Here is a 26,587-nt window from a genome sequence, read left to right as displayed (position 1 = left end):
TAGCTATCGGCCCCTGAATCCATACCGGCCGATTGTTCCTCGCTCTGCGTAAAGGTGCCCGAGATAAGAATCACAAAGACGTCCGCAAAGGCCGGATCGCGTTTGATTTGCCGGCACATTTCCAAGCCGTCCATCTCCGGCATATCCCGATCCGACAGCACCAGATGCGGGCGAAACGTTGGCATGATCCGCAGGGCCTCCACGCCGTTCGAGGCGACGGCTGTGCCGTAACCCGCCTGCGCCATTACGCGCGCCGTGCCGTGCGCGACGGCGGCGTCATCATCCACCACCAAGATGCGAATCTCATTGGCGGCCCCCTTGGCATCCATGTTCGCGTTATTCATATTCATGCGTAATTACTGATCACTGTTTACTGTTCACTGTTCACTGATTACTGATTACTGGCTCCTCCCTCCGTCTTCCGTGCCTGTTCTTGCGCTTGTGTGAGGGTATTCTGCACGGCCGCAACCCATTCGGCGGGGAACCGTGCGGGATCGGTCAGCCACGGCTGGAGGCTGGCGACCGCGCCTTCGCACCCCTCCAAATCATCGGCCACGGCGGAGACCAGCATTGCTCCGGTACGCCGGAATTTTTTGCTCCACTCTGGTCCGACTGCCTGATCGAACCCGGCGGCCAGGACCTGCGCCTGATCGTCGGACAACCGACGACGACGCGCTGCCGCCAGTTCAGCGGCGGCGAACCATAGTTTTTCGTAGGCCGGCTTATTGCCAGGGATAGCGGCCGTCAACTCCTCGAACAAGAGTTCCAACTGGACCTGTAACAGCAGGGTGGGCATACCCCGCGCGGCAAGAACCCGGCCCAGCCACCGCACCTGCTGCGTGATCTGGGCCGGTTCGTACTGCGCCAAGGTGGCCAGCCAAGCCGCATCGCTCCGGGCAAACCGCCGGCCCCGCTCGCCATAACGGTGCTCAAAATATGGAAACCGCTGCCAACAGTCATCGGCGGCTTTGAGCGCGGCTTGGATTTCGCGCTCATCCGTCGGCACCGGGTGCCGCCCCGCTTCGGGGTTGATGGCGGTGACCGTAAAGGTTTTGGACTCGGGTGAAAACGGATACAGCGCCTGAAAAATCGGCTCAAGCAGGGTGAAAAATTCATTGGCGGCACTGGTTATTTGTTCGCGTTCCGCCGCACTCAGCTCGAGCGAATTCATGCGCTGCTGATATACCGCCCACCGCGCATAGACGGCCCGCCCGTACCCGTGCAGATACGCCAACCCATCCTGCCCCGTCAGCAGGAAGGCCCGCGCAAACATCGGGCGCAATATCACCGCGCCAAGCGTGGAGCCCTCCAACACATACAGCCAGCCCAACAGGGCGAGCGGCTGCTCCAAAGCGCAGACCCGCAGACGCCCGGTGGCTTTCAGTGCCGCCTCCACCGCCTCCTTCAAATCCGCCACCGCCTGCGGTTCAAAGAACCGCAGGTCCTGCTGCAGCAGGGCAAGTTTGCGCATGTCGCGATTCCAGACGAACGCGACGCGCGCCTCGGTGCAGGCATCCAGCGCCGATTCGAGCACCCCATGAATCATGGCCAGGGCGCGCAATTGCCCCACATACGATTCCAAAGGCAATTGGCAGGCCGCCAGCGCTTGAAAGCAGGGCCTGGTCTGCAAGCGGGCGTGCGCCATAAAGGTCGTCGCCTTGAGTTCCTCCAGCAGCGTTAATTTTTGTCCATAGAGTCCGGTTTTCATGAAGGTTTTGATTCTGAGATTGATTGTGACTCCTGACATGGCAGGGTGACGAAAAACGTCGCGCCCTGACCGGGGGTGCTTTCCACCCAGATGCGGCCACCGTGAGCTTCAACGATCAGGCGGGCAATGGATAAGCCCAGCCCGACACTGCGCTCGCCAGCAGTTTTCTTCGTGCCGGCGCGCGCAAACGGGGTGAACAGCCGCGCCTGGTCTGCGGGCGCAATTCCGGGGCCTTCATCGCGCACCGCAAAAACAAGATTCTGTGCGTCCCAGCGTGACGACAACCAGACGCGCTGGCCGGGAAGGGAATGTTCCACGGCGTTACCGACCAAATTCAGGAGCACCTGTTGGAGCTTGGAGGCGTCCACCCGCAATCGCCGCGCCTCGTCCGTTGAATCCACCAGCAGGGTGACCTTTTTCTTGGCGGCCACCAGCCGGATGATCGGCTCGGCGCCTGCCAGGATTTCCGGCACGCCTGCCGGTGCCAGGTTCAGCCGCAGTTGGCCCGACTCGATGACCGACACATCCAGGAAATTATCAATGAGCTGCTTCATGCCGGTGGCGGCGGTCAGGCAAGTCCGCAGAAACTCCCGATGCTCCGCTGAGAGTTGCCCCCCGGCTTCGTCGAGGACAAATTCGCCGTAGGTCATGATCACCCCAACCGGCTTGCGCAGATCATGCGCGGCCATGCCGAGAAACCGGTTCTTGAGCTGGTTCAACTCGCGCAATTCCGCGTTCGCCAAGTGCAACTGCCGGGTGAGGTCGTTCAGTTCGCGGTTCAACCCGAGCACCTCGGTGCGCAGCCGCGCCTCCTCCGTAAAGTCGAGGTTGCCCAAGGCCAGCGTGCCATCGGGCAGCGCGAAGCGGCGGAAATAAAAACTTTCCGGCACGCCGGCGACCGTGTTTAGCGAAAGCAACTGGACGCCGGTGCTGTGGTCCGCCGCCGCTGCGGTGAAACCCACCGCCAATTCCGCCATGGTGCGCCCCACCAATTCCGGTCCCAACACCCGCCGCGCATGGGCGTTGGCGGCAACGACCCGCTCGTGGGCGTCCAATTGGAGCGCCAGCACCGGGGCGGTTTCCATCACGTAGGCGAGCGCCGCCCCGGCCATGACAGGATCATTTGGCATGGGGCGTATGGTTTTTCATCCACATCTCGAGGTCCGTCAGCGATGCCAGGTATTGCACGCCGTCGAGTTGCTCGGCGCGCTCCCGTCCGCCCCATCGAAACGCCTGCCCGCCAACCAGAATCGGCAGGGTGGGGAATCGGGTCCGAATCTCAGTCGCCGCGTTGAGCAGCGAATCCAATCCGGAATACACCGTCACTGAGAGGGCCACCACCGCCGGGCGTTTTTCATCAATGAGACTCAGCAGATCGCGCACCGGCGTATTGGCGCCGAGGAAGTGGCCGCGCCAGCCATTCAATTCAAAGAGGTCGGCCACCATCTTACCGCCGATCTGATGATATTCATTGGCCGTGCAGGTGACCACCGCCGCGTGGCCCAAGCGGGGTTGACTGAACAGCCGGGGATAGACCAGATTCAGCAGACTCTCCGTGATGGCCGTCGCCAGATGCTCGGTGGCCACCGAGACCCGGCCCCGCTCCCACAGCGAGCCCACCTCGTAGAGCGAGCGTTGCACCAAGTCCTGATAGATGGTCCGCAAATCCGTCCCCGCCTCCAGCCACGCCTCGAACTCCACCCGGCAGCGCCGCCGGTCCCCCGTGAGCAACGCCTCCAGATAACGCTGGTAGGCATCATCCGTGGCGGCACATGTCGTTGGGTCCTCAATCATGCAAGTAAACTATGCCATGTTGGGAGGTCCTTGTCGAGGTGGAAGAACCCTTTTCGGAATGCGGATTTCGCGGTCAACCTTTCCCTACTTTATCCCCTTAAGAAACTCCGGCTGAAGCCGTTGGTGTTGGAACGAGTTCGCGCCCCAATTATTTTGAATGGAATCGGGGGCCAGCTAAATCCGAAATCCGAGGACCGAAAACCGAAAGAATGCCGAATCCGGAATCCGATGGCTGGCACGCGGTTGGTGGCCGGTGCGCTTTTCACGTTGAAACTCGGCGTTGTTCCAGCCCGGCGCCGGCCACAGGCGTCGGTGGCTCCCCTCGTGGAGGTGGCGTGTTTTCGGATCTCGGATCTCGGATTTCTTTCGGCATTCGGATTTCGGGCTTCGGGCTTCGGGCTTCCACTGAGTATTCCACCGAAAATAGCGGGGAACCTAGTAATACACGCGCTGCCATGTCGATTTGAGATTTACGGCGCGGGCGCCAGCGTCAGCCCAATGCACAAATTGGAAAACACCCACGGCAGTCCCAACGGAAAATAGCGTTGGTGCCGGATCGAAAAGTGCGGGGCCAATTCTGCGAGGATTTCCGCTGGCCGGTTGATGTGCTCGCGGCGGATGAACCATTGGTAGGATTGCCCGTACCGCTTTTCAAAAATTCGTTGCGCGGAAATGCGCCGCGCCAAGGTATAGGCCAGCCCCCCCTCACACGGGATGACCACCGAGAACACGCCCTCCGGGTGGCAGAGCCGCCGCATTTCGCGGATCGCCGCCGGCAGGTTCGGCAGATGCTCCAGCACGTGAATAGCAAGGATGCGATCAAAATGGCCATCGGGAAAATCCAGGCGCGCCTGGCAATCCGCCACCCGCACTTGCACGCGCGGAAAACGTCGGCGCATTTCTGCGGCCATGTTCTCCCGCACATCGAGCCCCACATAGTGGCGCTCCTGCTCCTCCGTCAGCGTTTCATACGCCAGGTGCTCGCCCAGGCCCGCGCCAATTTCCAACGTGGTGCGGAATTGTTTCGGCGCGTGTTTAACCGGGTAGCGATGGTTGAACGATTCGATGATTCCGTAACGCTGCGGTAACACTTCATGCCAATGTTTCATGAAGTCATGGCTGATCCGCTGCTGCTCGGGCGTCAGCGGCGGGATAACTTTGGGCCACTTGGGCGTGCTCATGCGCGCGGGGCTGGTGTTGGCCGGTTGTCGTCCGCCTTGCGCTCAAATCCAACCGCCTGATCAATAATGAACTTGGGCCGCTGTTTGACCTCTTCGTAAATCCGTGCGATGTACTCGCCCAAAATGCCCACGCTGATCAATTGGATGCCACCCATGAACAGGATAAGAATCACAATGGTGGGATTGCCGATGGGGAATGGAAACCCAAGGATCTTCATGATCGCATACAAAATGCCAAGGAAGAAACTGCTGAGCGCGATCAGGAATCCCATTTTTGAACTGAGCGTCAGCAGGTAGCTTGAAAAACAGACGATCCCATTCAGCCCGATGCGCAATGAGCCCAAGAGCGGATTGTAGTTGCCCTCCCCGGCGTGGCGCGCGGTGCGGTCGAACTGGATGATGGTCTGCTTGAACCCAACCACTGCCACCAAGCCGCGGAGAAAGCCGTGGCATTCTTTGAGCCGGTTGATTTCGTCCACCACCCGGCGACTCAACAGGCGGAAATCCCCCGTTTCCGGCGGGATGGGCGGTTCCGAAATACGGTTGATGATGAAATAGCCAACCCGATTGATCAGCCGCTTGGCCCACGTGTCGCCTTCCCGGGTGCGCCGCTGCGCCAACACCACCTCGTAGCCTTCGCGCCATTTAGCCACCATCTCTTTGATCAGTTCCGGCGGATCCTGCAAATCCACATCCATCACCACCACGGCGGCGCCAATCGCGTATTGCAGCCCGGCCAACGTGGCCATCGGCTGCCCGATGCGCCGGGAAAATTTGAGCAGTTTGATGCGGGGTTCCGGTTGCCGGAAACGCAGGATCATCTCCTCGGTCCGATCCGGCGAGGGGTCCATGGCAAAAATGATTTCATACTGCGCGGTGATCGCCGCAAGAATGGGTTGGGTGCGCCGGAGAAATTCCTCCAGATTGGCCTCCTCTTGGTAAACAGGCACCACCACTGAAAGCATTATTTCTGGCCGTTCATGCATGGCTTGAAGCCTAAACTTAATTCCACCAGTGAGACCAGCCTAAACTTGTATCACCGAAGAAAACCGTCATTCGTTCTTCGCTGGCGCGCATTCCGCGACGAAAAGTTGCGTCCATTGGTTGCTGTTCACGTTAAAGTAAATGCGGCGTCCATCTGCACTGAATACGGGATGGGGATGCGATTTTCGCCAGGATTGGGCGCCGCGGGAATTGTTGAACTGGATCAGGTTGACGTAGTTGCTCCCGCGCACATCGGCGACCATCACGCCAAAATCTTTGGCGTTGCCGCCCAATTTGTCCATGGTGGTATCCGTGACCACTAGTCGGCCATCCGGACTGAACGAGGGATGGCCCCCGCCAAACCACGGCAGGCCGGGCACGCGCCGGCCTTTTCCGGTGGTGCTATCGTAGAGCACCAATCCTGCTTCCACAATCGTTCGGGCGTTCGGATGCCACGCCGGGTGTCCCCAGTTGGCATTCATGTATAAAAATTTCTTCTCCTCCAAGTCATAGCAAACCAGCCCCAGGCGCGTGCTAGCCTGCTTGCTGCGCGGATCACCATTGCCGGCAGTCGCCAGCTTGAAAAATACCCGCTTTAAATCCGGACTCAGGATCGGGAAAAAAATGGATGCCGGTTTGTCCCCGAAACTTTTCTCCGTCAATTCCGGATAGGCCTCCCGAACCGCAGCAGCAGTGACGCGGGTTTGAATTTCACCGGTCGCCACGTTGACTAATTCCAGATCGCGATGGTCACCGGGATTCCAGTGCGGGCCGTACATAGGCAGCCAATCAGCGGTGGGCTGGCCCCAACACAATTGGCGCCCGCGGGCCAGAATGGTTTCGCGGCCGGAATCTACCTCCACCACGGCCACCACCCACTCCTTTTCCCGTTCCGCGTGAAACGCCACTCGCCTTCCATTAGCGACCCATTGCTGACAGGCCACCCGATGCGCATCCTCGGTGACAACGTCTTTCGCGAGCACCTTTTCTTCCCCGGTCCGCCGGTCACGAATGCGAACCTCGCCCAGTTGACCGTTAGCGGCAGTGGAGGAAAAGAAAAGTACCCATTTACCATCCGGCGATTCCGGGCAGATATTAAAGTATGTGTGAATAGTATGCCGTGTTGCAGTGTCCGCAACCGGTGTGATTTGAACGCCCTCCCGCCACGCTGCGAGTGGGTCATCGGTGCCACCCATGCTGGGGCGAGTGTATAAAAACAGGCTGATCAAAATGATTCGTCCGATGTTCACGCCGTGAGTCTGGCAAATCATCCTCCCTGGGTAAAGCCCGTTCTCGTTGGTGTTCGTGCTTGTTCCCATCGTCAACGTACGCTATAACGTCCCCATGGCAAAGAATACCGATATCCGCGTCACCGGCGCCGCCCTGTATTTCCTGCCGGTTCAAACCCGCGTCCCGTTGAAGTTTGGTCCGGAGACCCTGACTTCGGTGACCTGTGCGCGCGCGTGTGTGCGCGTCACGGATCGTCTGGGTCGCTCGGCCATTGGTTGGGGCGAAACGCCATTGAGCGTTCAATGGGTGTGGCCCGCCACGCTTTCCTATGAAGCCCGGCATGGTTCCCTGGAGGCCTTTACCATCACCCTTGCCAAAGCGTGGCCGGCGTTTGATCAAGTCGGGCATCCCATTGAGCTTGGACATGATTTTATTGAATTCGTGTTGCCGACCTTGCAACAACAGCACCCGAAGGAAGCTGGAGAAGCCATTCCTCACTTGGCCGCGCTGGTGTGTTGTTCCTTGTTCGATCTGGCGATTCATGACGCCTATGGGAAGTTGCACAACCTACCCACGTATGAAACCTATGGGCCGCAGTTTCTTTCGCGTGACCTTGGGGAGTTCATTTCCCCGGCACCCGATGCCGAGGTTCAGTTTCGGGGTAAGTATCCCTGCGACTTTATTGCCGCCAAACGCCCGGTGGAGGAAATGCTGGCTTGGCACTTGGTGGGTGGCTTGGACCCCATAGATGCAGCGGACCTGAAAGGCACCGAACCCAAGGATGGGTATCCGGTACTCTTGGGCGATTGGATTGAAACCGATGGATTGAAATGTCTGAAAGTCAAGCTGCGCGGCAATGATTCGACGTGGGATTACCAACGACTTGTGCGGGTTGGCCAGCTTGGCATTGCCAAAAACGTATGGTGGCTGAGTGCGGATTTCAACTGCACGGTTTCCGATCCCGCCTATGTCGTTGAAATCCTGGATCGCTTAAAAACCGAGCTTCCAAGAATTTACGGGATGCTGCTCTATGTGGAACAGCCGTTCCCGTATGACTTGGAGAGGCACCGGATTGACGTTCATGGTGTTTCTGCCAGGAAGCCCTTGTTCCTCGATGAAAGCGCCCACGACTGGCGTTACGTGCGTTTGGGGCGGTCTCTAGGATGGACTGGTGTGGCACTAAAGACCTGTAAAACCCAAACCGGTGCCGTTTTGAGCGCTTGCTGGGCTAAAGCGCATGGCATGACCCTCATGGTTCAGGATTTAACCAATCCGATGTTGGCGCAAATACCGCATTGTTTATTGGCCGCGCATACGGGCACCATCATGGGAGTGGAAACGAATGCGATGCAGTTTTATCCTAAAGCCTCTGCCCCAGAAGCTGTTGTGCATCCAGGATTGTATCGGCGCAGTGCTGGTCAGGTGTCTCTAACAACCATTCAAGGTCCAGGATTTGGATATCAATTGGATCGAATGATGCGTGAATTACCAATTCCTGAATTCATAAATTTATAAGTATGACTGACGATAAATATACTTTCTTCCAAATGCTTGGTTTGTTCGGTTTTACCTGCGTTTTGGCTAACACCGATAATCGCGGGCAGCTTAAGTTTGCTCCGGGTTGCAGTTATCGTATCCAAGCTTTGTCAATAACCCTGCCAACAACCCACCGGCACCTAGTGAGTACGCTGTGGTTTTTGTTAAGAACCTCGCTTTTTGGGAGATCCTATTTGCAATCCCGGAATTCCATTCCCAAAAATATTTTACGTAAGTGCTTGTCATCCCCTTGACAAGCGTCACTATTTGCATTATTCACAACCCTTAATAATACGCTGGTAATTAAATAAGAAGTTAACAATAATAAGCGGCCCATGAACTTTACAATTAGCAAAGAACAAATCATGCTCGGGTTGCAGGCGGTCCAAAACATTGTGACCAACCGGACAACCTTGCCCATTCTCTCCAACGTCCTTTTGCGCGCGGAAGGAGAGATACTGGAATTAACGGCCACCGATTTGGATGTTACCATTGCCTGTACCGTCAAGGCGAATGTCATCACTGGTGGGTCCACCACTTTGCCGGTAAAGAAGTTGTTTGGTATTGTGCGGGAATTGGGTGGTACTGAAGTTGAGTTTAAGGTGGATGAAAAGAACCGTTGCAGCATGAGTTGCGGCTCTTCCTTTTACAAAATTCATGGGCTCGCTGCCGAGGAATTCCCGCCGATGACCCGGTTCCGCGATGAAAAGAAGGTCGTGTTGCCGCAAGATAAGCTGCGTGGGATGCTGCGGAAAACCTGTTTTGCCACCTCCACAGACGAATCGCGTTATGTGCTGAATGGGATCTTTTTCAGCTTGAAAGAGCATAAATTGACGATGGTGGCCACGGATGGACGGCGCTTGGCGTTGGTGGAAGAAGAAGTGGACCTCCCCGATGATGTCCAAGGCGATTTCATTGTTCCCAGCAAGACGGTGAACGAATTGACCCGGCTCTTGGGTGACAAGGGCGAGATGGAATTGCAATATACCGCCAACCAAGCGGCGATTACTTTAAAAGGGGAGCAAGGTCCGGCAATTCTTCTGGTCACCAAACTGATTGAAGGGAATTATCCGAATTACCGGCAGGTCATTCCCGCCGAGGTAAAAGAACGCGTGCCCATGAACCGCGAGGAGTTTTTGCATGCCTTGCGCCGTGCGGAAATCATGACCAGCGACAAGCAAAACTCCGTTAAGCTTAACTTTACCAAAAACAACCTGGCAATTACCGCCAACACCCCTGAAGTCGGTGAAGCGTTGGAAAGCATTGCCATCAACTATAAAGGTAAAGAAATGGCGATTGCCTTTAATCCCGGTTACATGATCGAGCCATTGAGCGCCTTGACTGAAGATGAAATCTATTTCGAGTTGATTGATGAACTCAGCCCGGGCGTCCTCAAAATTAATGGGCCGTACCTGTATGTGGTGATGCCCATGCGGTTAAGCTGATTTTCCCATGCGGTCGAAGCTACGGTGGCTGGCGCTGGTTCTGGTCTGCTTGATTGGTTGTTTGGGATGTGCATCTTATGATGACACAGCCAAGGCAGGCGGGGCTCAAAGCAAGGTGGAAATTATTGAGTCAGTGTGCTTGTTTAATGGCAAGCCAGTGCCGTCCGATCATGCCCGAGCAGTGGAATTTTCTGGAACCAGCCACACGCTAAAAACCAAAATCGAGCGATTATCGTTTGGCAAAGTTGAAACGAGTACGAATCCAGCAGGAGCCGATTTTGTCGTGACCATTACTGGTCATGAAGAGGAGGTGGATAACGTCTCTGGAAGCGGCTTCGCGACCGATCTGGTCGCGGCCATTTCGGGCATGAGCGTTTTGTTCGGGACGCCTCGTCATGAGTATGGCTATACCGCCACGTGGCACCTGCACCTCAAGCGTGCAGATGGCGCGGTTACGGAGAGCGCGGGCAAGAGTAAGCAAACCGTTTTATGCACCATCTCGGATGACAAAGCCAAACTCAAGGCGCGCAATAAGGCGCGCGACGAAGCGCTCAAAACGGCCCTGCTCGGCCTGAAAGCGGACGCCGCCTTCCGCCTGGTCGCCGGTTCGCGCTAAGAAAAATCCCCCGGTTTTACCGCCTTCGATCGGCCCTTCCCCCGGCCAATCGTCCCGGCGGCCGGACCCAACCGATATATAACGTATTTAAAAAATTTAGTTAGTTAAATTACAGTTTCTTATCATAGTACAAGCGAATATATTAGTTAAGAGATATAATAATAAATCAAATCGTAAGATTTTACTCAAACGATTGATATATAAAAAGAAGCGATAAAACTTGGAATTACCAGCCACTTACAATGGCAGCCAGGGCGCGCCCCAACTGTTCCGCCGCCTGCGCGTTCCGCTTGCGGAGCGCCAGCAATTCCGGCACCGCTCCGGGATGGCGAAGCAACTCGCCGGCCAGACGCCAAGGGCTGAACAACCCTTTGGGACTCATAATCCGGTTGAAGTCCAAAGGCAGGTCCTCCGTGGCGGTATCCGAAATAACCCGAATCGTGGCGCTGGGAATGCCGGCCCTTTGACACGCCCGGCGGATGGGCGCAGACTCCATTTCCACTGCATCCGCCCCAGTGGTGGCTCTGACCTGCCGCTTTTCCTCAGCCGTGGACACGATGCGGGTGTCACAGTGGAACTGAACGCGCACGCAACCTTGCGCAGCGCAGCGGGGCGTGAGGGGGAAAACCGGATCGGCATCATACACGACGGCGGCATGTTTTAACGCGGGTGACAGCCCGCCGGCATAGCCGCACGTCAACACCATGGCTGGAAGGAACGATTTCTGGGAAAGGATTCGCTCAATGGCATTCGTCGCATTAAACTGACCAACGCCGACGATGGAAATGGATACCGCTGGGTTTCCAGTGCTTAACTTGGCAAATGGGATGGACTCTTCCCTTAGCGCAAAACAGACCTGGATGCGCGGTGTGCTCATGGAATGTAAAATCCAACAGGTTACTTGATGCCGGCCAGCCGTTCTTTCCAGATTTTGTAGAGGAGGACTGTGCTTTGCACGTCGCGCAGACAATATTCCGCGATTTCCTGGCATTTTCCTTCGTTGAACATCGCACCCACATCATTGCCAGTAACGCCCTGGGCTTTTGGTGACTCGATGCCAAATGACTTGCAGTAGAAGTCCAGGTTGAACTTCCTGGCGGCTCCATCGCGTCCGCTGACACCATAGAACGTGAATTGATCCGCCAGGTCGCAGTGGGGCTCCGTGGAATAACGGTACCCGAGCCAGTCCCGGCGTGATATGGGGACATTTAGCAAAGCGGAGCGGAGGTAGATGAACGGCACGTCAAAACCTCGCCCGTTGAAGGTAACCACCGAATCGTAATGTTTCGCCACGTCCCAAAATGCCGTCAACAGCTCAACTTCATCCGCAAAAGGTACAAATTCCACCGGCCCGGCCTCTTCCCCGTCATCAAAACTCTCCGCTAAAAATAGAACCTGTCCCCGCAAGGTATCCGCATTTAACATCGCCACACAGACCACTTGGGCGGTCAACGGCCAAAGACTGAACAACCGGGTAATCTCCGCGCGTTTCTCCGCACGCAGCGTTTCGTCCGTGATTTTATCCGCGTCGCGCAGAAGATATTCCTGTTGGGCCTCATCAAATGTTTCCAGTGGTAAGGCGGTTGTTTCAATATCAAAAACAAGTGTAGCCATGGTCGTAATTGAATTCTTCGTGTAACCAAGGTAATATGCGCAAATCCTTTTCGTTACCAGAAAAAACGGAGGTATTTTACCAAATGCACGGATGCATGATTTTTATTCAGTCAGTCCTGCTTTTATTGTTCTGTTATAATTGCAAAAACTCTTTGTTCCGTAGTATTTGTAGCTACGCGCATTTGGTATTCCGATGGGCATTTGGTGTGCTCTTGCCAAGGCGTCATGGAAACCGTTACATGCGTCTGGTTATTCAAAATTTTCGCTATACTATCACCCATTTCTGGACTAAATATTATGTCCGTTTAACACTAAAACTTAACATGTTCGTTTATCCAAATCAATACGATGTCATTGTCGTTGGTGGCGGTCATGCCGGGATTGAGGCGGCTTTGGCCGCTTCGCGCATGGGCTGTTCCACCCTCTTGTTAAGCATTAATTTGGATTCGATTGGGCAAATGTCCTGTAATCCCGCCATCGGTGGTTTGGCCAAAGGCCATCTGACTCGTGAAATTGATGCCTTGGGAGGTGAGATGGGAAAGTGTACGGATATGACCGGATTGCAATTCCGGATGTTGAATACCAAAAAAGGGCCCTCCGTGTGGGCTCCCCGCGCACAGTGCGACAAAAAGGCCTATCAGTTTCGGATGAAGTGGGCCTGTGAACGACAGGCGAATTTGGACTGCAAGCAAGGCCAAGTCATGAAACTGCTTCACAAAAATGGACAGGTTTATGGCGTTGAAACCGCATTTGATGTTCAATACCTTGCCCGCACGGTGGTCGTCACAACCGGTACTTTTCTGCGCGGGTTGATGCACATTGGACTGACCCAGACGGCGGGAGGACGCCTTGGGGAAGCCGCCGCTACTGGCCTCTCGGCCTCCTTGAAAGAGATAGGCTTAGAACTTGGACGTCTAAAAACCGGAACCCCGCCCAGGTTACTACGCCGATCCATTGATTTTTCACGCACCCAAGTCCAAGGCGGCGATGATCCGGTGCCGTGGTTCACTCATTGGAAAGAGGAATTGTTCCACGTGGAACAAAATTCAAATGCTGATCCGGGGAAATATCCAAATGGTTCAATTCTTGACATGAATGGAGGTCAACTCCCCTGCCATATCACATACACCACGCGAAAAACTGCGGAAATCATCAATGCGAATCTGCATAAGTCACCGTTGTATTCAGGTGTTATTGAAGGCGTTGGACCAAGGTATTGTCCATCCATCGAAGACAAAATCGTAAAGTTTCCAGAAAAGGCGCGCCAGCAATTGTTCCTGGAACCGGAAGGTATTCAGACCGAAGAGATTTACGTGAATGGTTTTTCCACCAGCTTGCCATTGGAGGTTCAAGTCCAAATGGTTCGTTCAATTGAAGGCTGCGAGCGCGCAGAGATCATGCGTCCAGCGTATGCCGTGGAATACGATTATGTTTTACCGACCCAATTGTATCCATCCTTGGAAACCAAAGTATGCCGCAACCTCTTCCTGGCAGGTCAAATTAATGGATCGTCTGGTTATGAAGAGGCGGCGGCTCAAGGTTTAATGGCAGGCATCAATGCCGCCTTGCACATACAGGAAAAAGAGCCGCTGGTTCTAAAGCGACACCAAGCCTATATTGGTGTGCTCATTGATGACTTGGTCACCAAAGGAACGATTGAACCGTATCGTATGTTTACATCACGAGCTGAGTATCGGCTCATCCTGCGGCAAGACAATGCCGATTTACGCTTGTGCGCTATTGGATATTCGGTTGGTCTATTGGCCAAGTATAACTTTAATAAATTAGTTAGCAAGCGTACCTTAATTGAGCAAGAATTGGAACGACTTGCCAACACCAAGAATGGATCATTAACATTGGCACAAATATTACGTCGTCCGGAAGTCGCCTACGCGCAATTGCCGGAACGAAATGATTCCTTGCCGTGGGATGTGGTTCAGCAAGTTGAAATTTCCATAAAATACGAAGGCTACATAGACCGGCAGGAATTGGAGATCGCTAAATTCAAAGCGATGGAATCAAAACAAATTCCAATCACGTTCGACTACCAAACGGTTCCAAACCTGCGTCCTGAAGCGCGGCAAAAGCTAAATATAATTCGCCCACAAACCCTTGGCCAGGCAGCAAGAATTTCTGGTGTCACCCCGGCCGATGTCGGTATTATTTTGGTGTGGCTAAAACGGGGCGTCCCACAAGCCGCACCCGAAAAAGCGGCTGATTCGGCGGATGACCAATAGTACGGAGTATTCCACGCAACCAGAACACCATCGTTTTCCTGTTAATCCCTCACTCCTCACGGCTCCTAGCCTTTACACCATGGGCGTTTAGATTAGGAACTTCCTGTCCTTAGGGTTTGCGTTGAGCAGTTCGGTCATTCCATCAGCGGTGCGTTTCGCCTGAAGCAGGCAAATCCACGTGGACGGATTCCGCGCTCCGGTGAGACACTAGACAGGCGACGCTTGAAGGTGAACCAGCAGAATCCATGCAAATTGCGAAACGAATACAGATTGGCCGAATCATCTTTGCGTCGAAGATGGGTGAGCAGGTTTATACGCGGACGGTTGGGTTGGACAATTGTTCCACGTGGAACAATAGCTGTTTGCGAGCCGAATCGACAGAGGCTATTTGAAATATAACGAAATACATTTGCGAACGGGCAAATCCTAATTATTATAACCGAACTTATGAAATTTGAAACCTTATGCTTGCATGGCGGCCATCAACCCGATCCGACAACGCTTTCTCGGGCGGTTCCCATTTATCGTACCAGCTCGTATGTCTTCCGCAACACGGAACATGCAGCCAACCTTTTCGCGCTTAAAGAACTGGGAAACATCTACACTCGGTTGATGAATCCCACGACGGATGTCTTGGAAAAACGAGTTGCCCTACTGGAAGGGGCTCCGGAATTCGGTGGTTTGGGAATTGCTTCAGGCACCAGTGCCATTTTTTATTCCATCATCAATCTCGCACAGGCAGGTGATAATATCGTCAGTGCCCAGAATTTATACGGTGGCACCTATACGCAATTTGCTGATATTTTGCCTGCTTTAGGCATCAAAGTGAAGTTTGTGGATTCCAATGATCCTCAGAACTTTGCGAAGGCAATTGATGAAAAAACCCGCGCGGTTTTTTGTGAAACGGTGTCCAACCCGGCGCTGGAAATCACTGATTTGGAAGCCGTTTCCAAAATTGCGCACGCCCATGGTTTACCGTTGATTGTGGATTCCACATTCAGTACGCCATATTTGACAAAACCGCTAGATTTTGGCGCGGATATTGTCGTTCATTCTTTGACAAAATGGTTTGGCGGGCATGGCGTTGGTATTGGCGGCATTGTGGTGGATAGCGGCAAATTTAATTGGACTGGCGGAAAACATCCGCTTTACACGGAACCCGATAATTCTTATCACGGACTGCGCTGGGGGATTGATTTGCCGGATATGCTGCGTCCGCTCGCCTATATTCTGCGGATGAGGACCGGACCACTGCGAAATCTTGGGGCCTGTATTGCGCCTGACAACTCGTGGTTCTTCCTCCAAGGCATCGAAACGCTTCCTTTACGCATGGAACGACACTGCGAAAACGCGCTTTTAATCGCCAAACATCTTCAGCAGCAGCCCGGGGTGGAATGGGTTCGTTACCCAGGATTACCGAATGATCCAATGGCCCAGTTGAACCAGAAGTACTTGAAAGGGAAGTCCGGTTCAATGGTCATCTTTGGAATCAAAGGTGGTGCCAAAGCCGGCCAGAAGTTCATTGATTCTCTCAGACTGTTCTCCCATCTGGCCAACGTGGGCGACGCGAAAAGTCTGGCGATTCATCCGGCGACAACGACACACTCGCAAATGGGCGAAGCGCAACAGCGGGCGGGTGGCATCACGCCGGAACTGGTGCGGCTGAGCATCGGGCTGGAGCATCCGGATGACCTGCGGGCGGACCTGGATCAGGCGCTCTCACAAGCATTGAAATAAAAATAAAAAATACAATTTATTTTTATAACCGATGCGGGCGGCGAGGCCCAGCCGGCGGAATTTAATGGCCGCTGGCAGGATTTTCTCCGGTGGCCGGTCCATCTTGCAGAGAAGACGATCCGGTAGGCGGTGTTTCCGCCACAAAGATCTCCTGGGCAGCCTCCTGATAACAGCGGAGTGCTCCCGGCCCGTAACACACGAAGACCACTTGGTGGATTTCCTGGTTGTTTTCAAGAAATATGCGGGTTTGAGTCAGGGCGATTCGGCACGCGCGCGCCAGCGGGAAGTTGTAAATGCCAGTGCTGATGGACGGAAATGCGATGGTAAAAAGCCGGTGGGTTTTCATCAGGGCGAAGCAGCTCTGATAACAGCGCGCTAGCGCCTCATCCTCTCCATGCGTGCCATCCTCCCAAATGGGGCCCACCGTGTGGACGATATGTTTAGCCGGCAGGTGGTAGCCGGCAGTGATTTTGGCCTCCCCGGTTGCGCACCCGTTCAAGCTCCGGCATTCTTGGAGCAGTCCCGGTCCGGCGGCACGATGAATCGCTCCATCCACCCCGCCGCCGCCCAGCAGGGATTTGTTGGCCGCGTTCACAATGGCATCCACCTTTTGAGTGACAATATCACCGGTGATAATTGCAATCCTGTCCAATACAGTTTTCATCGTGTCACTCGTAACAGGGCCATGATAAAAATCAATATTTATCTTAAAGTTTAGACTGTATAAATTGATTGAAAATTTATAGATAAAATTTCAGAATTTCTAAGCAATTGAGGCAGCGCGCAAAGACAAAAAATCAAGCTGCGGTCGCATTGTTCGAGACAGCACAAGGAAGAATCACGGCATCGCGCATGCCGTGAATGATCTTTTTGTCGGCTGGACAAATGGTGGCCAGCACGCCGCCCAGGTTTGCGCGCGCCGCCGGGCCGTCGCCGCTCACAAAATAGTACGGGCACAACCGCGCGCGTCCGGGCATGGTGCGCTGGGTGCCGGCGCTGAAATCATGATAGGCAACCGGCGTCAGCACGGTGCGCAAAAAGCGCTGGAGCACAAAGGGCGACGTGGAAAAACCGGTAAGCGCACGATCCACCGCCACGCTCCATTCCGCCGAACTAAGATCACTGCCGATATACACCCCCCGCGCGCCCCAAGCCTCCGGGGAGAACCCGGAAATTTTAAGGACGAGGTCTCGCTCGCGCTGGGATAGAGTTTTTAATTGTCTCCAATCAGTAATATTTAATTCAGGGATAGCGCCATGCGGCGGCAACGGCGCCGGGTCCACGACCCAGGTATACGGCACCAATTTAAGCAGACGAATCAGAAAGCCTTCGCCCAATTCGCGCCGCCAGAATTCGCGCAGATTGCGATTCCACAACAACGCAAAGGCCAGTTTTTCCTCAAAAATCGCCTTGGGCGGCGGGGTCAGTTGGATGCGTTTTTCCGCCGCGAGGGTGAAAATGGGCGCGCTGTTGGCGACCTGCGGAAGATCAAATAGTTCAAAGAAGCGATAGATGGCGGAGCCCGCCAAAAAATTCGTAAAGCGCACATCGCGCACCGCAAATCGGTCTGCCCCGAGTTGTGCCGCGAGCCACTCCATTTCCGGACGGTAGGTGCTCGCCTCTTCCGAGATGACGATATGCACTTGTGCCGCAGCATTAAAAATGGAGGCAAAGCCGCGGAGCATGCCATCCGTTCCGCCGAGAATCGTTTCGTTGCCAGGCAGTCCGCCATACGTCTGGTTCAACCAGGCCGTCAATCCGATGCCGCCCGGGACACTGTCCAACTCGGTGACTTTAACCCCGTCTTCCGTCAATAATAAATCTGGGCGGATCACCCGCGGCACCTCATTTTTGAATGCGGCAGCGCGTTGAATCGCCAATAATTCCGGCGGTTTGCCCTGATCCAGCCAGTGGGCCACCCACTCTGGCTGTTTGCCATCCAGGCTGTGACGGTACAGCAGATTCAGCGCCCGATAAAACTGCAGCAGCACCCGCCCAAGGGTTTCCAACTCACCGGCGAGCGCGGGGCCCACCCGGAATGGGTCCGGTGCGATCCGCCATTCATGCCCGGCGAACAGGCCACCGGCGGGCAACCTGGAGCGAATCCATTCAGCCCGTTCGGCGGCGGTCATGGGGGGAAGGGTCATGGTTATAATAAATGGATACTATAAATAATTGAATATCACGTCAACCGGGAATGTGTGTGTGCGTTCACCAGGCGTCAAGTCCGGATCTGGCCGGTGCCAAACCCCACCCATTTATAGGTGGTCAGCTCGTCCAGCCCCATGGGACCGCGCGCGCCGATTTTATCCGTGCTGATGCCAATCTCGGCACCCATGCCGAATTCTCCGCCATCCGTGAACCGCGTCGAGGCGTTCCAATAAACCGTCGCGCTGTCCACTTCCGCCAGGAATTGGCGGGCCACCGGTTCGTTTCCCGTCACGATGCTGTCGCTATGCGCGGAGCCGTACTGGTTGATGTGCGCGATGGCCGCCGCGACCCCGTCCACCAGTTTCACATTCATGATGTAATCATTGTACTCGGTGTAAAAGTCCTGCTCCGTGGCCGGACGCACGTGGCAACCTCGGGCCGGCGCCTGAGTCCGCAGAAGCTGTTCCGCTTCCGGATCGCAACGCAGTTCGACGTGATTTTCGGCCAGCCGGGTGACCAAATACGGCAGCACGGTCGGCGCGATGGAACGGTCCAACAACAACGTTTCCATGGCGTTGCACACCGCGGGGCGCTGACATTTTGCATTCAGGACAATGCGCTCCGCCATCGCCGGATCGGCGTCGTGATGCACGTAAACATGGCACACACCCTTATAATGCTTGATGACCGGGACTTTGCTGCATTCGGCCACCGCACGGATCAGCCCTTCACCCCCACGCGGCATACAGAGATCCACATATTGAATCAGCGAAAGCAATGCCGGGATGGCGTCCCGGTCGGGGGTGGGGACCACTTGAATGGCGTGCTCCGGGAACGTCGGCAAGCAGGCCCGGGCCGCCGCCACCATGGTTTGGGCAATGAGCTGGTTTGAGTGAAGCGCCTCCTTGCCACCGCGTAAAATGGTCGCATTGCCGGATTTGAAACACAGGCTGGCCGCGTCCGCGGTGACGTTGGGGCGCGATTCATAGATGATGACGATCACGCCAATCGGGGTGGCAACTTTGCGCAGGCGCAGCCCGTTGGGGCGGGTCCGTTCGTCCAAGACGCGCCCCACCGGATCGGGCAGGGCGGCAACTTCGCGTAAGCCCTTGGCCATCGCCGCAATGCGCTTATCGTCCAGTTTCAACCGGTCGAGCATCGCGGCAGTAAGGCCTATGCGGGCGCCCACCTGCATATCTTCCGCATTGGCGGCTTTCAATGCGGGCGCGGCAGTTTCCAGGGCCGCCGCCATCGCCAAAAGCACGCGATTTTTTTCATCGGTGGTCAACTTCGCCAAATCGCGCGAGGCGGCTTTGGCGCGCTTACCCAATTCGGTCATCTGTTCCAACAGCGTCATACCGCACAAGATAAGCACATTCCGGCGCGGAAAAAACCAAAATTTTTGAAGGACGCCCGCCTTTCTCAGGATTGACAGTGGCCGGGGCCCTGCGCATTCTTTAGCGCAACGATGCTTGAACAAACTGTCCAGATCGTCTCCAACGAGCGCGATACCGACCACTATTTCCGGTTGGTCATCCGCGCACCGCAAATTGCTCCCCTGGTCCAACCCGGGCAATTCGTGCATCTCCGCATACTGCCGATGAAGGAGGCGCTGTTGCGGCGGCCCTTCAGTATTTTCCAAGCCACGGGCGACACCCTTTCGGTGCTCTACAAAACCGTGGGTAAAGGCACCGACGTCCTTTCCCGTATGCGGGCGGGCGAGGAAGTAAGTGTAATCGGCCCGCTGGGCCATGGGTTCACAGTTCCCTCACCCGGCGCGGAAACGCCGATTTTGGTAGCGGGCGGGTATGGCATGGCGGCGATGTTTTTGCTGGCGCAACGATCCCCACAAAAAGGCATCGTCTTTGTGGGTGGCCGCCGCCGGGTGGATATCCTGTGCGAACCGGAATTTCGCGCGCTCGGCTGGGAGGTGCGGGCGACCACGGAGGATGGCAGTCACGGCGAGAAGGGGATGGTAACGCAACCGCTGCTGGCCGAATTGCGGCGCGGCGTGGCCGGGCGCAAGTTGTTCGCGTGCGGGCCGACCCCCATGCTGAAGGCGGTGGGTAAGCTCGCGGCGGAATTCAACCTGCCGGCGGAACTGTCCATGGATGAACACATGTGTTGCGGTGTGGGAGTGTGCCTGGCGTGCGTGATCCCGGTCAAATCCGGCGACGGGTGGGAATACCAGCGCACCTGCACCGAGGGCCCTGTGTTTGATTCGCGCAACATTTTATGGGAGGTGCCCAAGTGAACTTATCAGTCAAGATCGGCACGCTAACGATGCAGAATCCGGTGACGGTGGCCTCCGGCACGTTTGGCTACGGTGTGGAGTACGCGCAACTTTTTGATCTCAATCAACTTGGGGCCGTGGTGGTCAAGGGCATCCGGTTGAATCCCGTTCGCGGTAATCCTACCCCGCGCACCGCTGAGGTCACTAGCGGCATGCTCAATGCCATTGGCCTGCAAGGACCGGGCGTGGAGGGCTTCATCAAGAAGTACTGGCCGTTTCTAAAAACCTTGAAAGTCCCCACCATCATCAACATCTGGGGCACCACGGTTGAGGAATACGCGGCCGTAGCGCGTCGCTTTGACTCCCTGGGCGGCGTGGGCGCGCTGGAACTGAATGTGTCTTGTCCGAACATCAAGGAGGGCGGCGCGCAGTTTGGCACGGATGCAAAATTACTGAGCCAAGTGGTGACAGCCTGTCGTCAGGTCACCACGCTGCCGCTGATCACAAAGCTGAGCCCCAATGTGCCGAACATCGCGACGCTTGCCAAAGCCGCCGAGGACGCAGGGAGTGACGCGCTCGCGGTCACCAACAGTTTTCCCGCGATGGCGATTGATATCGAGACGCGCAAGCCCAAGCTGGCCAACATCACTGGTGGACTTACCGGGCCGTGCATCAAGCCCATTGCCATCAAGCTCGTCTGGGAGGTGTCGAAGGCGGTGAAAATTCCCATCATCGGCATGGGCGGCATCCAAAGTGCGGCAGACGCCATTGAGTTCCTGATGGCCGGTGCAACCGCAGTGGCCGTGGGCACGGCGAATTTTTACGAGCCGCAGACGCCGCTCAACGTGATCGCAGGCATCCGTGAATTCATGCAGCGCAAGGAACTTCAGGATGTGAGCGAAATCACGGGCAGCGTGAAAGTGATAAAATAGGGCAGATAAGCCGTAGATCCGTGTGTTTTTTCAGGAACAACTTGATTTTGCTCTAGCCCGCTGGTAAATTGACGCTGTGACCGCGACCACGACAACTGTGGATTTGACCCGGATTTTTGGACCAAAAGCCGAGGGTTTTTTGTCGCGTTCGCTGGCCGCGTTACGGCACGCCCTGCCGGTCGAAGAAGTTTGGCTATTCGGCTCATGTGCCCGTGGTGAAGCCAGGCCGGATAGCGATCTGGATTTGCTGATAGTTCTGGCTGATGACCACGGGCTGCCACGCCCCAACCTTGCCTGTTATCGCGCAATTCGTCGGTTGCACAGCGGTATTCCCACGGATGTCATGGCGATTTCCAAAAGTCGCTGGCTGCGGGAGTGCGCGGAACCGTTCGGGCTTTTCGGTGATGTTTGTCAGCGGGGAATTCAAGTATATGCAAACCGATCCAAAGAATCCCCAGCACTGGTTTGATTTGGCGGAAAAAGACCTGGGCCGGGCGTATCGGCGGTACGCCGAGCCGGACTTTGTGGATTGTCTTTTCCATTTGCAGCAGTGCGCGGAAAAAACCATGAAAGGACGGTTGGTTGCAGCAGGATGGGTCCTGCAAAAAACACACGATCTCGGCGCCCTCAGCACAGCGTTGCTTACGTACGGAATTGATTGCGCTTGGTTTGAGGAGACTGCGGATGTGCTCGCAACCGAATACATTGCCGACCGATATCCTGGATTTGATGACCAACCACCTGATGCTACCGAGTTGGGCGAATTCATCCAGCACACAAGCAGACTTTTTAGCGAACTCACAGGACGGAAATATACCGGGCCCGAACTACCCTCCTAAAGTGGTGGCCCCATGGTCAAAGGTGCTGAGATCGCGCAAGGGGACCGCTTTACAATTTATGCTGCCGCAGTCCGCTTCAGGTTGAAAAGGCTGGATTCCCCCCGCTGCCGTGAGATGTTTCGCGCACGCCTCCCTTACACCCATACCCGCGCCCTTCACGCTGCTGCGCCGCGCCGAGTACGATTCCTCCGCTGATACGATGATTCTCTCCGGCTACACAGCTGCTTACCCGAACTCCAGCAACCTTTGGGGCAAAGGCATTGGCCGCGTGGTGGCGCGCTATGACCTGTGGAGCCAGGGCCCCGGGAAACCCACGTGGCTCGCCGAAGACCTGCTTTATGCCAAGGGCGGACATCACAAGGATCGCTTCATCACCGCGCTGGATGTGGCGGGCGATTACGTCTTCTGCCAGACCAGCCATTGCGATGAAAAATTTCGCGAGAATACCCAGACCTGTTACGTGTACTCCAAGACCGACGGCAAACCCGTCGGCTGGTTCCGCCCCGGCCCCGAGGTGCAGACCGGTCCGGCCCAGATTGACATCGCCTGGGGCATGCGCGCCTACCGCCGTGCCAATGGAGAATAACTCGTGTTCGTGGAGGACGATTGGTTCGGCAAAAGCCTCCTGTACCGCTGGGATGGACGGCGATAACGGGAATTGCTTTTCATCCTCCGGTGAGTAGAATCGGGGCAACGCTTAAGTATGTGAAGCAACCATGAAAACACGCCCCACCAATTCGTGGCAGTTTTATTGCACGTTGTTCGCAATTGCCGTCCTGGCTTTTGGAGCCTATTTTTTTAACGTAACCCACGGTTGGAATAGACTGGGTTGGTTTGGCTGGCAAATCGCAGGCCCTCCGCCGGTGGATCGGTTAAAGCTGGTCTGCGTTCAGCATTTGCGAACCATTGACGGAGCCAAGGAAGAATGGGCGTTAGCACACAAAAAGACGATCGGCGACACTCCGACTGATGCTGACCTTTTTGGGCCAGGGAAAATTATCTTCACAAAACCAGTTTGCCCAGCCAATGGAATCTACATGCTGAACCCAATGTCCAATAAACCAACTTGCAGCATCCCCGGGCACACCCTGCCATAGGTTTCCCATATTTCTCAAAATTCTCCACTTTCGCTCCTTAAGCTTTTATGCTTCAATGCCGCTTGAAAACTATGAAAAACACCTGTCTTTGGTTACGCAAACGATTAAAGCTCGCGCTGTTATACGTCCTTTTCTCCACCAACCTTCTCGCTGCCGAGAATGTGCGGGTGCTGTTGGTTGTGGGTGGGCACGGATTTGAAGCGCAACCCTTTTACCAAGTTTTCAAGGACGATCCCAAGCTCACGTTCACGGTTGCCGCGCATACCAATGCAACGAACAAAGCCCATGATCTGCTGCGCCCGGAAGCCGCCCGCGACTATGATGTAATTGTTTGCTATGACATGTGGCAAAAAATTTCCGAGGAAGCCAAGGCGGATCTGATCAACCTGTTGAAACAGGGAAAAGGGTTGGTGGTCATGCACCACGCCCTGGCCAGTTATCAGGACTGGCCGGAATTCGCCAGGATTGTTGGCGGCAAATACGTGCTGAAAAAAGCGGGCGGGCCGCCGACGGCGCAACTTTCCACCTATAAACATGACGTGGATTTCCTGGTCCATGTGGCGGACCCCGGGCATCCCATCACCCAGGGAGTCGCCGATTTCAAAACCCATGATGAAACCTATGGTAATTTTGAAGTTGCCGCGGAGGTTCATCCGCTGTTGACCACCGAGGAGCCCACCAGCAGCAAAACCATTGCCTGGTGCAAACAATATGAAGCCGCTCGCGTGGTGTATCTTCAACTGGGGCACGACCACGTTGCCTATGCGAACCCGAGCTATCGCAAGCTGGTGTCGCAAGCGATTCAATGGGCGGCCAAAAAGAACTGACGCCCGCCGTGCCAAAACCGGCCATCGTATGGTTTCGGCAGGATTTGCGATTGACCGATAATCCTGCCTTGCAGGCCGCCGTCCAGCAAGGTGGCCCGGTTATTCCAGTATATATTTGGGCTTCGGAAGAAGCGGCGGCTTGGTCACCTGGCAGCGCCAGTAAATGGTGGTTGCATCAATCGCTTGGTCACCTTGGGCAAGCGCTGGCCGCGCTGGGTTCCCGCCTGATCGTGCGGCGCGGTGCGAGCTTGGAATGTTTGCAGTCCTTAATTCGCCAAACGGGCGCGGCGGCGGTGTTTTGGAACCGGTGCTACGAGCCGGCCATGCTGGCCCGCGACCGCCACATCGCAACGGCGTTGGCAGGCCAGGGCGTTAAGGCCGATGGTTATCCAGGCGCGCTTTTATTTGAGCCGGAAACGCTCCGGAATAAATCAGGAAAACCATTTCAGGTGTTCACGCCCTTTTGGCGCACCTGCCTGGCCTTGGGCGAACCACCCGAACCCCTGCCCGCCCCGCGCCAGTTAACGGCGCCCTCACACTGGCCGGATTCTTTGTCGTTGTCCGCCCTGGCGTTGGAGCCGAAAAACAACTGGCCGTCCGGCCTGCGCGCCGCCTGGCAACCGGGCAGCGCAAACGCGGAAAAAGCGGTGCAGCGTTTTTTAAACCGCGCCTTGGCGGCCTATTCCGAGCAAAGAAACCGCCCTGATTGCGAAGGCACCTCCCGGCTTTCCCCATATCTGCACTTTGGCGAAATCAGCCCGCGCCAGCTCTGGCATGGATTGCGGCGCCATGCTTTGAGCAATGGTCTTCCGGAAAAATCCTGGCGCACGAGCCAGTTCCTGGCCGAGGTGGGCTGGCGGGAGTTTGCGCACCATCTGCTGTTCCACTTTCCGCATACCCCCACGGAACCGCTGCGCCCGCAGTTCAAGCATTTTCCCTGGCGCGAAAACGGGGAGTGGCTGGCGGCTTGGCAACGGGGGTGTACTGGGTATCCGTTGGTGGATGCGGGCATGCGCGAGCTCTGGCAGACCGGCTGGATGCATAACCGGGTGCGCATGGTCGTTGCATCGTTCCTCGTCAAGGACCTGTTGCTGGACTGGCAGGCGGGCGCACGCTGGTTTTGGGATACGCTGGTGGACGCCGATCTGGCCAACAACACCCTGGGCTGGCAATGGACCGCTGGTTGCGGCGCGGATGCCGCACCCTACTTTCGTATTTTTAATCCCGCCAGCCAGGGTGAAAAATTTGATCCGCACGGGGATTACATTCGCAAGTACGTACCCGAGCTGGCTCGGCTGCCGGACGCTTGGATCCACCGGCCATGGGAAGCGCCACCGGAACTGCTGGCGCGCGCGGCCATTGACTTGGGTAAGGATTATCCCCGGCCCATCGTCAGTCACACCATCGCCCGAGAGGTGGCGCTAGAGGCGTATCAGAAAATCAGATGACCCCAAAAGCAGCGGTGCCCACCCAATATGAAAATGAAAATCACGAATGTAATCTTACTACTGCTCGGCATTGGCTTGGGGATCGGCATTCATGTCGTGTTTGCTGATTATAAAAATGGTCCACCCAAAGACAATCGCCGAGCAGGCACGATAGATTTTGTAAATGCTAATGTAGCCGAAGTCCTTGAGGTTTATGGATTACTCTTGGAATCAGAACTTATACTTGATTCGCGTCTTATGCGTGGTGCGCGAAACCAATATATTGGCAGACGAATCACCGTGAATCCAGGGCAGCCTATTCCAAGAGAGCAGATAATAAATTTAATCGAAAAGGCACTGCTTGAGCAGGCAGGCGTTGTAACCACGCATCTCGATAATAAACGTGTCTCAGTAACCTGTAATGATGCGTTACCCATTGTTTCGAGAGCACCCCCAAAAAAGACCAAACCGCCCAGCGCAGTCCGAACAAATTGAATCATTTATTCCAGCGGTTTTGCGATTTTGCGCGAAGGGATTTTATGATAGACTCCAAGATGATTTTAGTGCAGAATCGCCACCATGAACTTCACGAAGAAAACTTTGGTGACGCTTCTAACGCTGATTGCAGTCCTGATGTCGGCCGTGTTCCTCCTGTCCAAACCAACTAAACACCGTAAGCAGAGTTTCGAACTCAGCTACCAGGAAATGTCCGCAGGTGAATTGTTAAATAGGATAATTCAGCCCGTCAAGGAGAGGAAAGGAGCATTCACCACACCCAATAAAGAGATTGCCATTGCTTTGAGGAACATGGGGACAAATTCCCTGCCAGTTTTAATTGCGAAACTGAAGGGAACAGAGCGCGTCGGGGCTGAATGGGTGGATGACACAAATAAACGGCAGAAATTTACTGGTTATCTCAAGTTCTGCCAGTCACAAACCCAAGAAGAGGCTATAAATATTTTCGTGTAAGTGGCCGACGATAGCTGAGAGGATAAGAAA

25 protein-coding genes are annotated in these 26,587 nt (G+C 55.4%); 13 read left to right on the top strand and 12 right to left on the bottom strand.

All coding sequences use genetic code 11. The features are described 5' to 3' along the window. From WCO56_18170 to WCO56_18140, 7 genes are all read right to left on the bottom strand, one after another. Nucleotides 1–350: response regulator (locus WCO56_18170; GenBank protein ID MEI7731507.1), on the bottom strand; the 350-nt coding region annotated here is incomplete at its 3' end. A 41-nt stretch (nt 351–391) separates the two neighbouring features. After that, a complete protein-coding gene (locus tag WCO56_18165; protein ID MEI7731506.1) occupies nt 392–1,708 on the bottom strand; it encodes a biliverdin-producing heme oxygenase in 1,317 nt (438 codons plus the stop codon). Next, nucleotides 1,705–2,838 (bottom strand): HAMP domain-containing sensor histidine kinase, encoded by a 1,134-nt coding sequence (locus WCO56_18160; protein ID MEI7731505.1) that lies wholly within the window; start codon nt 2,836–2,838, stop codon nt 1,705–1,707. Before WCO56_18160 ends, WCO56_18165 begins: the two co-directional genes overlap by 4 nt. After that, complete coding sequence (locus WCO56_18155; protein ID MEI7731504.1) at nt 2,828–3,502, bottom strand: cobalamin-dependent protein; 675 nt, start codon at nt 3,500–3,502, stop codon at nt 2,828–2,830. Before WCO56_18155 ends, WCO56_18160 begins: the two co-directional genes overlap by 11 nt. Before the next feature lie 470 nt (nt 3,503–3,972). Then, nucleotides 3,973–4,683, bottom strand: coding sequence for a class I SAM-dependent methyltransferase (locus tag WCO56_18150; protein MEI7731503.1), 711 nt, complete (start codon nt 4,681–4,683; stop codon nt 3,973–3,975). Beyond that, nucleotides 4,680–5,669 (bottom strand): glycosyltransferase family 2 protein, encoded by a 990-nt coding sequence (locus WCO56_18145; protein MEI7731502.1) that lies wholly within the window; start codon nt 5,667–5,669, stop codon nt 4,680–4,682. Before WCO56_18145 ends, WCO56_18150 begins: the two co-directional genes overlap by 4 nt. Before the next feature lie 66 nt (nt 5,670–5,735). Further along, nucleotides 5,736–6,917 carry a hypothetical protein gene (locus WCO56_18140; protein ID MEI7731501.1) on the bottom strand — a complete coding sequence of 394 codons (1,182 nt, stop codon included), beginning with the start codon at nt 6,915–6,917 and terminating at the stop codon, nt 5,736–5,738. 94 nt (nt 6,918–7,011) lie between these two features. Between WCO56_18140 and WCO56_18135 the strand changes: the two genes are divergently transcribed. The 3 genes from WCO56_18135 to WCO56_18125 all read left to right on the top strand — a co-directional run bounded on the left by WCO56_18135 (nt 7,012) and on the right by WCO56_18125 (nt 10,494). Continuing rightward, nucleotides 7,012–8,412: an enolase C-terminal domain-like protein gene (locus WCO56_18135; GenBank protein MEI7731500.1), complete on the top strand. Its 1,401-nt coding sequence runs from the start codon at nt 7,012–7,014 to the stop codon at nt 8,410–8,412. A 356-nt stretch (nt 8,413–8,768) separates the two neighbouring features. Further along, a complete protein-coding gene (gene dnaN, locus WCO56_18130) occupies nt 8,769–9,878 on the top strand; it encodes a DNA polymerase III subunit beta (GenBank protein MEI7731499.1) in 1,110 nt (369 codons plus the stop codon). A 7-nt stretch (nt 9,879–9,885) separates the two neighbouring features. Further along, nucleotides 9,886–10,494, top strand: coding sequence for a hypothetical protein (locus WCO56_18125; GenBank protein MEI7731498.1), 609 nt, complete (start codon nt 9,886–9,888; stop codon nt 10,492–10,494). Between the two features lie 226 nt (nt 10,495–10,720). Here the strand turns inward: WCO56_18125 and WCO56_18120 are convergent, their stop codons facing one another. Together WCO56_18120 and WCO56_18115 are read right to left on the bottom strand one after the other, a co-directional pair. After that, on the bottom strand, nt 10,721–11,371 hold the full coding sequence (locus WCO56_18120; protein MEI7731497.1) for a hypothetical protein: 651 nt from the start codon (nt 11,369–11,371) through the stop codon (nt 10,721–10,723). 20 nt (nt 11,372–11,391) lie between these two features. After that, complete coding sequence (locus tag WCO56_18115) at nt 11,392–12,108, bottom strand: ribonuclease H-like domain-containing protein (GenBank protein ID MEI7731496.1); 717 nt, start codon at nt 12,106–12,108, stop codon at nt 11,392–11,394. Between the two features lie 323 nt (nt 12,109–12,431). On the opposite strand from WCO56_18115, the gene mnmG reads away from it, so the two are divergent. Both mnmG and WCO56_18105 read left to right on the top strand, forming a co-directional pair. Then, complete coding sequence (mnmG, locus tag WCO56_18110; GenBank protein ID MEI7731495.1) at nt 12,432–14,345, top strand: tRNA uridine-5-carboxymethylaminomethyl(34) synthesis enzyme MnmG; 1,914 nt, start codon at nt 12,432–12,434, stop codon at nt 14,343–14,345. 447 nt (nt 14,346–14,792) lie between these two features. Continuing rightward, nucleotides 14,793–16,082, top strand: a complete 1,290-nt coding sequence (locus WCO56_18105; protein MEI7731494.1) for an O-acetylhomoserine aminocarboxypropyltransferase/cysteine synthase family protein — start codon at nt 14,793–14,795, stop codon at nt 16,080–16,082. A 61-nt stretch (nt 16,083–16,143) separates the two neighbouring features. Here WCO56_18105 and WCO56_18100 read toward each other — a convergent pair whose 3' ends face one another. From WCO56_18100 to WCO56_18090, 3 genes are all read right to left on the bottom strand, one after another. Further along, nucleotides 16,144–16,746, bottom strand: coding sequence for an O-acetyl-ADP-ribose deacetylase (locus WCO56_18100; protein ID MEI7731493.1), 603 nt, complete (start codon nt 16,744–16,746; stop codon nt 16,144–16,146). Nucleotides 16,747–16,879: 133 nt separating this feature from the next. Further along, a complete protein-coding gene (locus tag WCO56_18095; GenBank protein MEI7731492.1) occupies nt 16,880–18,229 on the bottom strand; it encodes a hypothetical protein in 1,350 nt (449 codons plus the stop codon). A gap of 74 nt (nt 18,230–18,303) precedes the next feature. Further along, nucleotides 18,304–19,590, bottom strand: a complete 1,287-nt coding sequence (locus WCO56_18090) for a glutamate-5-semialdehyde dehydrogenase (GenBank protein ID MEI7731491.1) — start codon at nt 19,588–19,590, stop codon at nt 18,304–18,306. 111 nt (nt 19,591–19,701) lie between these two features. Between WCO56_18090 and WCO56_18085 the strand changes: the two genes are divergently transcribed. From WCO56_18085 to WCO56_18050, 8 genes are all read left to right on the top strand, one after another. Continuing rightward, on the top strand, nt 19,702–20,487 hold the full coding sequence (locus WCO56_18085) for a dihydroorotate dehydrogenase electron transfer subunit (protein ID MEI7731490.1): 786 nt from the start codon (nt 19,702–19,704) through the stop codon (nt 20,485–20,487). After that, nucleotides 20,469–21,398: a dihydroorotate dehydrogenase gene (locus tag WCO56_18080; protein MEI7731489.1), complete on the top strand. Its 930-nt coding sequence runs from the start codon at nt 20,469–20,471 to the stop codon at nt 21,396–21,398. Before WCO56_18085 ends, WCO56_18080 begins: the two co-directional genes overlap by 19 nt. 431 nt (nt 21,399–21,829) lie before the next feature. Continuing rightward, nucleotides 21,830–22,237 (top strand): HEPN domain-containing protein, encoded by a 408-nt coding sequence (locus WCO56_18075; protein MEI7731488.1) that lies wholly within the window; start codon nt 21,830–21,832, stop codon nt 22,235–22,237. A 109-nt stretch (nt 22,238–22,346) separates the two neighbouring features. Then, the gene (locus WCO56_18070; protein MEI7731487.1) at nt 22,347–22,823 is read left to right on the top strand and encodes a hypothetical protein; all 477 of its coding nucleotides are present in this window, start codon (nt 22,347–22,349) and stop codon (nt 22,821–22,823) included. Nucleotides 22,824–23,405: 582 nt separating this feature from the next. After that, nucleotides 23,406–24,161, top strand: coding sequence for a ThuA domain-containing protein (locus WCO56_18065; protein ID MEI7731486.1), 756 nt, complete (start codon nt 23,406–23,408; stop codon nt 24,159–24,161). Next, entirely contained in the window at nt 24,140–25,609 is a 1,470-nt protein-coding gene (locus WCO56_18060; protein MEI7731485.1) for a deoxyribodipyrimidine photo-lyase, read from the top strand. Before WCO56_18065 ends, WCO56_18060 begins: the two co-directional genes overlap by 22 nt. A 27-nt stretch (nt 25,610–25,636) precedes the next feature. Then, nucleotides 25,637–26,083, top strand: coding sequence for a hypothetical protein (locus WCO56_18055; protein ID MEI7731484.1), 447 nt, complete (start codon nt 25,637–25,639; stop codon nt 26,081–26,083). Nucleotides 26,084–26,167: 84 nt separating this feature from the next. Then, nucleotides 26,168–26,557: a hypothetical protein gene (locus WCO56_18050; GenBank protein ID MEI7731483.1), complete on the top strand. Its 390-nt coding sequence runs from the start codon at nt 26,168–26,170 to the stop codon at nt 26,555–26,557. The last annotated feature ends 30 nt before the right edge of the window (nt 26,558–26,587 follow it).

It is taken from the genome of Verrucomicrobiota bacterium, from assembly GCA_037139415.1.
In the GTDB taxonomy this organism is placed as follows: Bacteria; Verrucomicrobiota; Verrucomicrobiia; order Limisphaerales; family Fontisphaeraceae; genus JBAXGN01.
The sequence above is the reverse complement of the archived record's forward strand: the minus strand, read 5'-3'. Positions and strand labels throughout refer to the sequence as shown.

Bases quoted from the DNA above. Each gene is read 5' to 3' on its own strand.
- WCO56_18165 (MEI7731506.1), bottom strand. From the start codon at position 1,708: ATGAAAACCGGACTCTATGGACAAAAATTAACGCTGCTGGAGGAACTC.
- WCO56_18160 (MEI7731505.1), bottom strand. From the start codon at position 2,838: ATGCCAAATGATCCTGTCATGGCCGGGGCGGCGCTCGCCTACGTGATG.
- WCO56_18155 (MEI7731504.1), bottom strand. From the start codon at position 3,502: ATGATTGAGGACCCAACGACATGTGCCGCCACGGATGATGCCTACCAG.
- WCO56_18150 (MEI7731503.1), bottom strand. From the start codon at position 4,683: ATGAGCACGCCCAAGTGGCCCAAAGTTATCCCGCCGCTGACGCCCGAG.
- WCO56_18145 (MEI7731502.1), bottom strand. From the start codon at position 5,669: ATGCATGAACGGCCAGAAATAATGCTTTCAGTGGTGGTGCCTGTTTAC.
- WCO56_18135 (MEI7731500.1), top strand. From the start codon at position 7,012: ATGGCAAAGAATACCGATATCCGCGTCACCGGCGCCGCCCTGTATTTC.
- dnaN (MEI7731499.1), top strand. From the start codon at position 8,769: ATGAACTTTACAATTAGCAAAGAACAAATCATGCTCGGGTTGCAGGCG.
- WCO56_18125 (MEI7731498.1), top strand. From the start codon at position 9,886: ATGCGGTCGAAGCTACGGTGGCTGGCGCTGGTTCTGGTCTGCTTGATT.
- WCO56_18120 (MEI7731497.1), bottom strand. From the start codon at position 11,371: ATGAGCACACCGCGCATCCAGGTCTGTTTTGCGCTAAGGGAAGAGTCC.
- WCO56_18115 (MEI7731496.1), bottom strand. From the start codon at position 12,108: ATGGCTACACTTGTTTTTGATATTGAAACAACCGCCTTACCACTGGAA.
- mnmG (MEI7731495.1), top strand. From the start codon at position 12,432: ATGTTCGTTTATCCAAATCAATACGATGTCATTGTCGTTGGTGGCGGT.
- WCO56_18105 (MEI7731494.1), top strand. From the start codon at position 14,793: ATGAAATTTGAAACCTTATGCTTGCATGGCGGCCATCAACCCGATCCG.
- WCO56_18100 (MEI7731493.1), bottom strand. From the start codon at position 16,746: ATGAAAACTGTATTGGACAGGATTGCAATTATCACCGGTGATATTGTC.
- WCO56_18095 (MEI7731492.1), bottom strand. From the start codon at position 18,229: ATGACCCTTCCCCCCATGACCGCCGCCGAACGGGCTGAATGGATTCGC.
- WCO56_18090 (MEI7731491.1), bottom strand. From the start codon at position 19,590: ATGACGCTGTTGGAACAGATGACCGAATTGGGTAAGCGCGCCAAAGCC.
- WCO56_18085 (MEI7731490.1), top strand. From the start codon at position 19,702: ATGCTTGAACAAACTGTCCAGATCGTCTCCAACGAGCGCGATACCGAC.
- WCO56_18080 (MEI7731489.1), top strand. From the start codon at position 20,469: ATGGGAGGTGCCCAAGTGAACTTATCAGTCAAGATCGGCACGCTAACG.
- WCO56_18075 (MEI7731488.1), top strand. From the start codon at position 21,830: ATGCAAACCGATCCAAAGAATCCCCAGCACTGGTTTGATTTGGCGGAA.
- WCO56_18065 (MEI7731486.1), top strand. From the start codon at position 23,406: ATGAAAAACACCTGTCTTTGGTTACGCAAACGATTAAAGCTCGCGCTG.
- WCO56_18060 (MEI7731485.1), top strand. From the start codon at position 24,140: ATGGGCGGCCAAAAAGAACTGACGCCCGCCGTGCCAAAACCGGCCATC.
- WCO56_18055 (MEI7731484.1), top strand. From the start codon at position 25,637: ATGAAAATGAAAATCACGAATGTAATCTTACTACTGCTCGGCATTGGC.
- WCO56_18050 (MEI7731483.1), top strand. From the start codon at position 26,168: ATGAACTTCACGAAGAAAACTTTGGTGACGCTTCTAACGCTGATTGCA.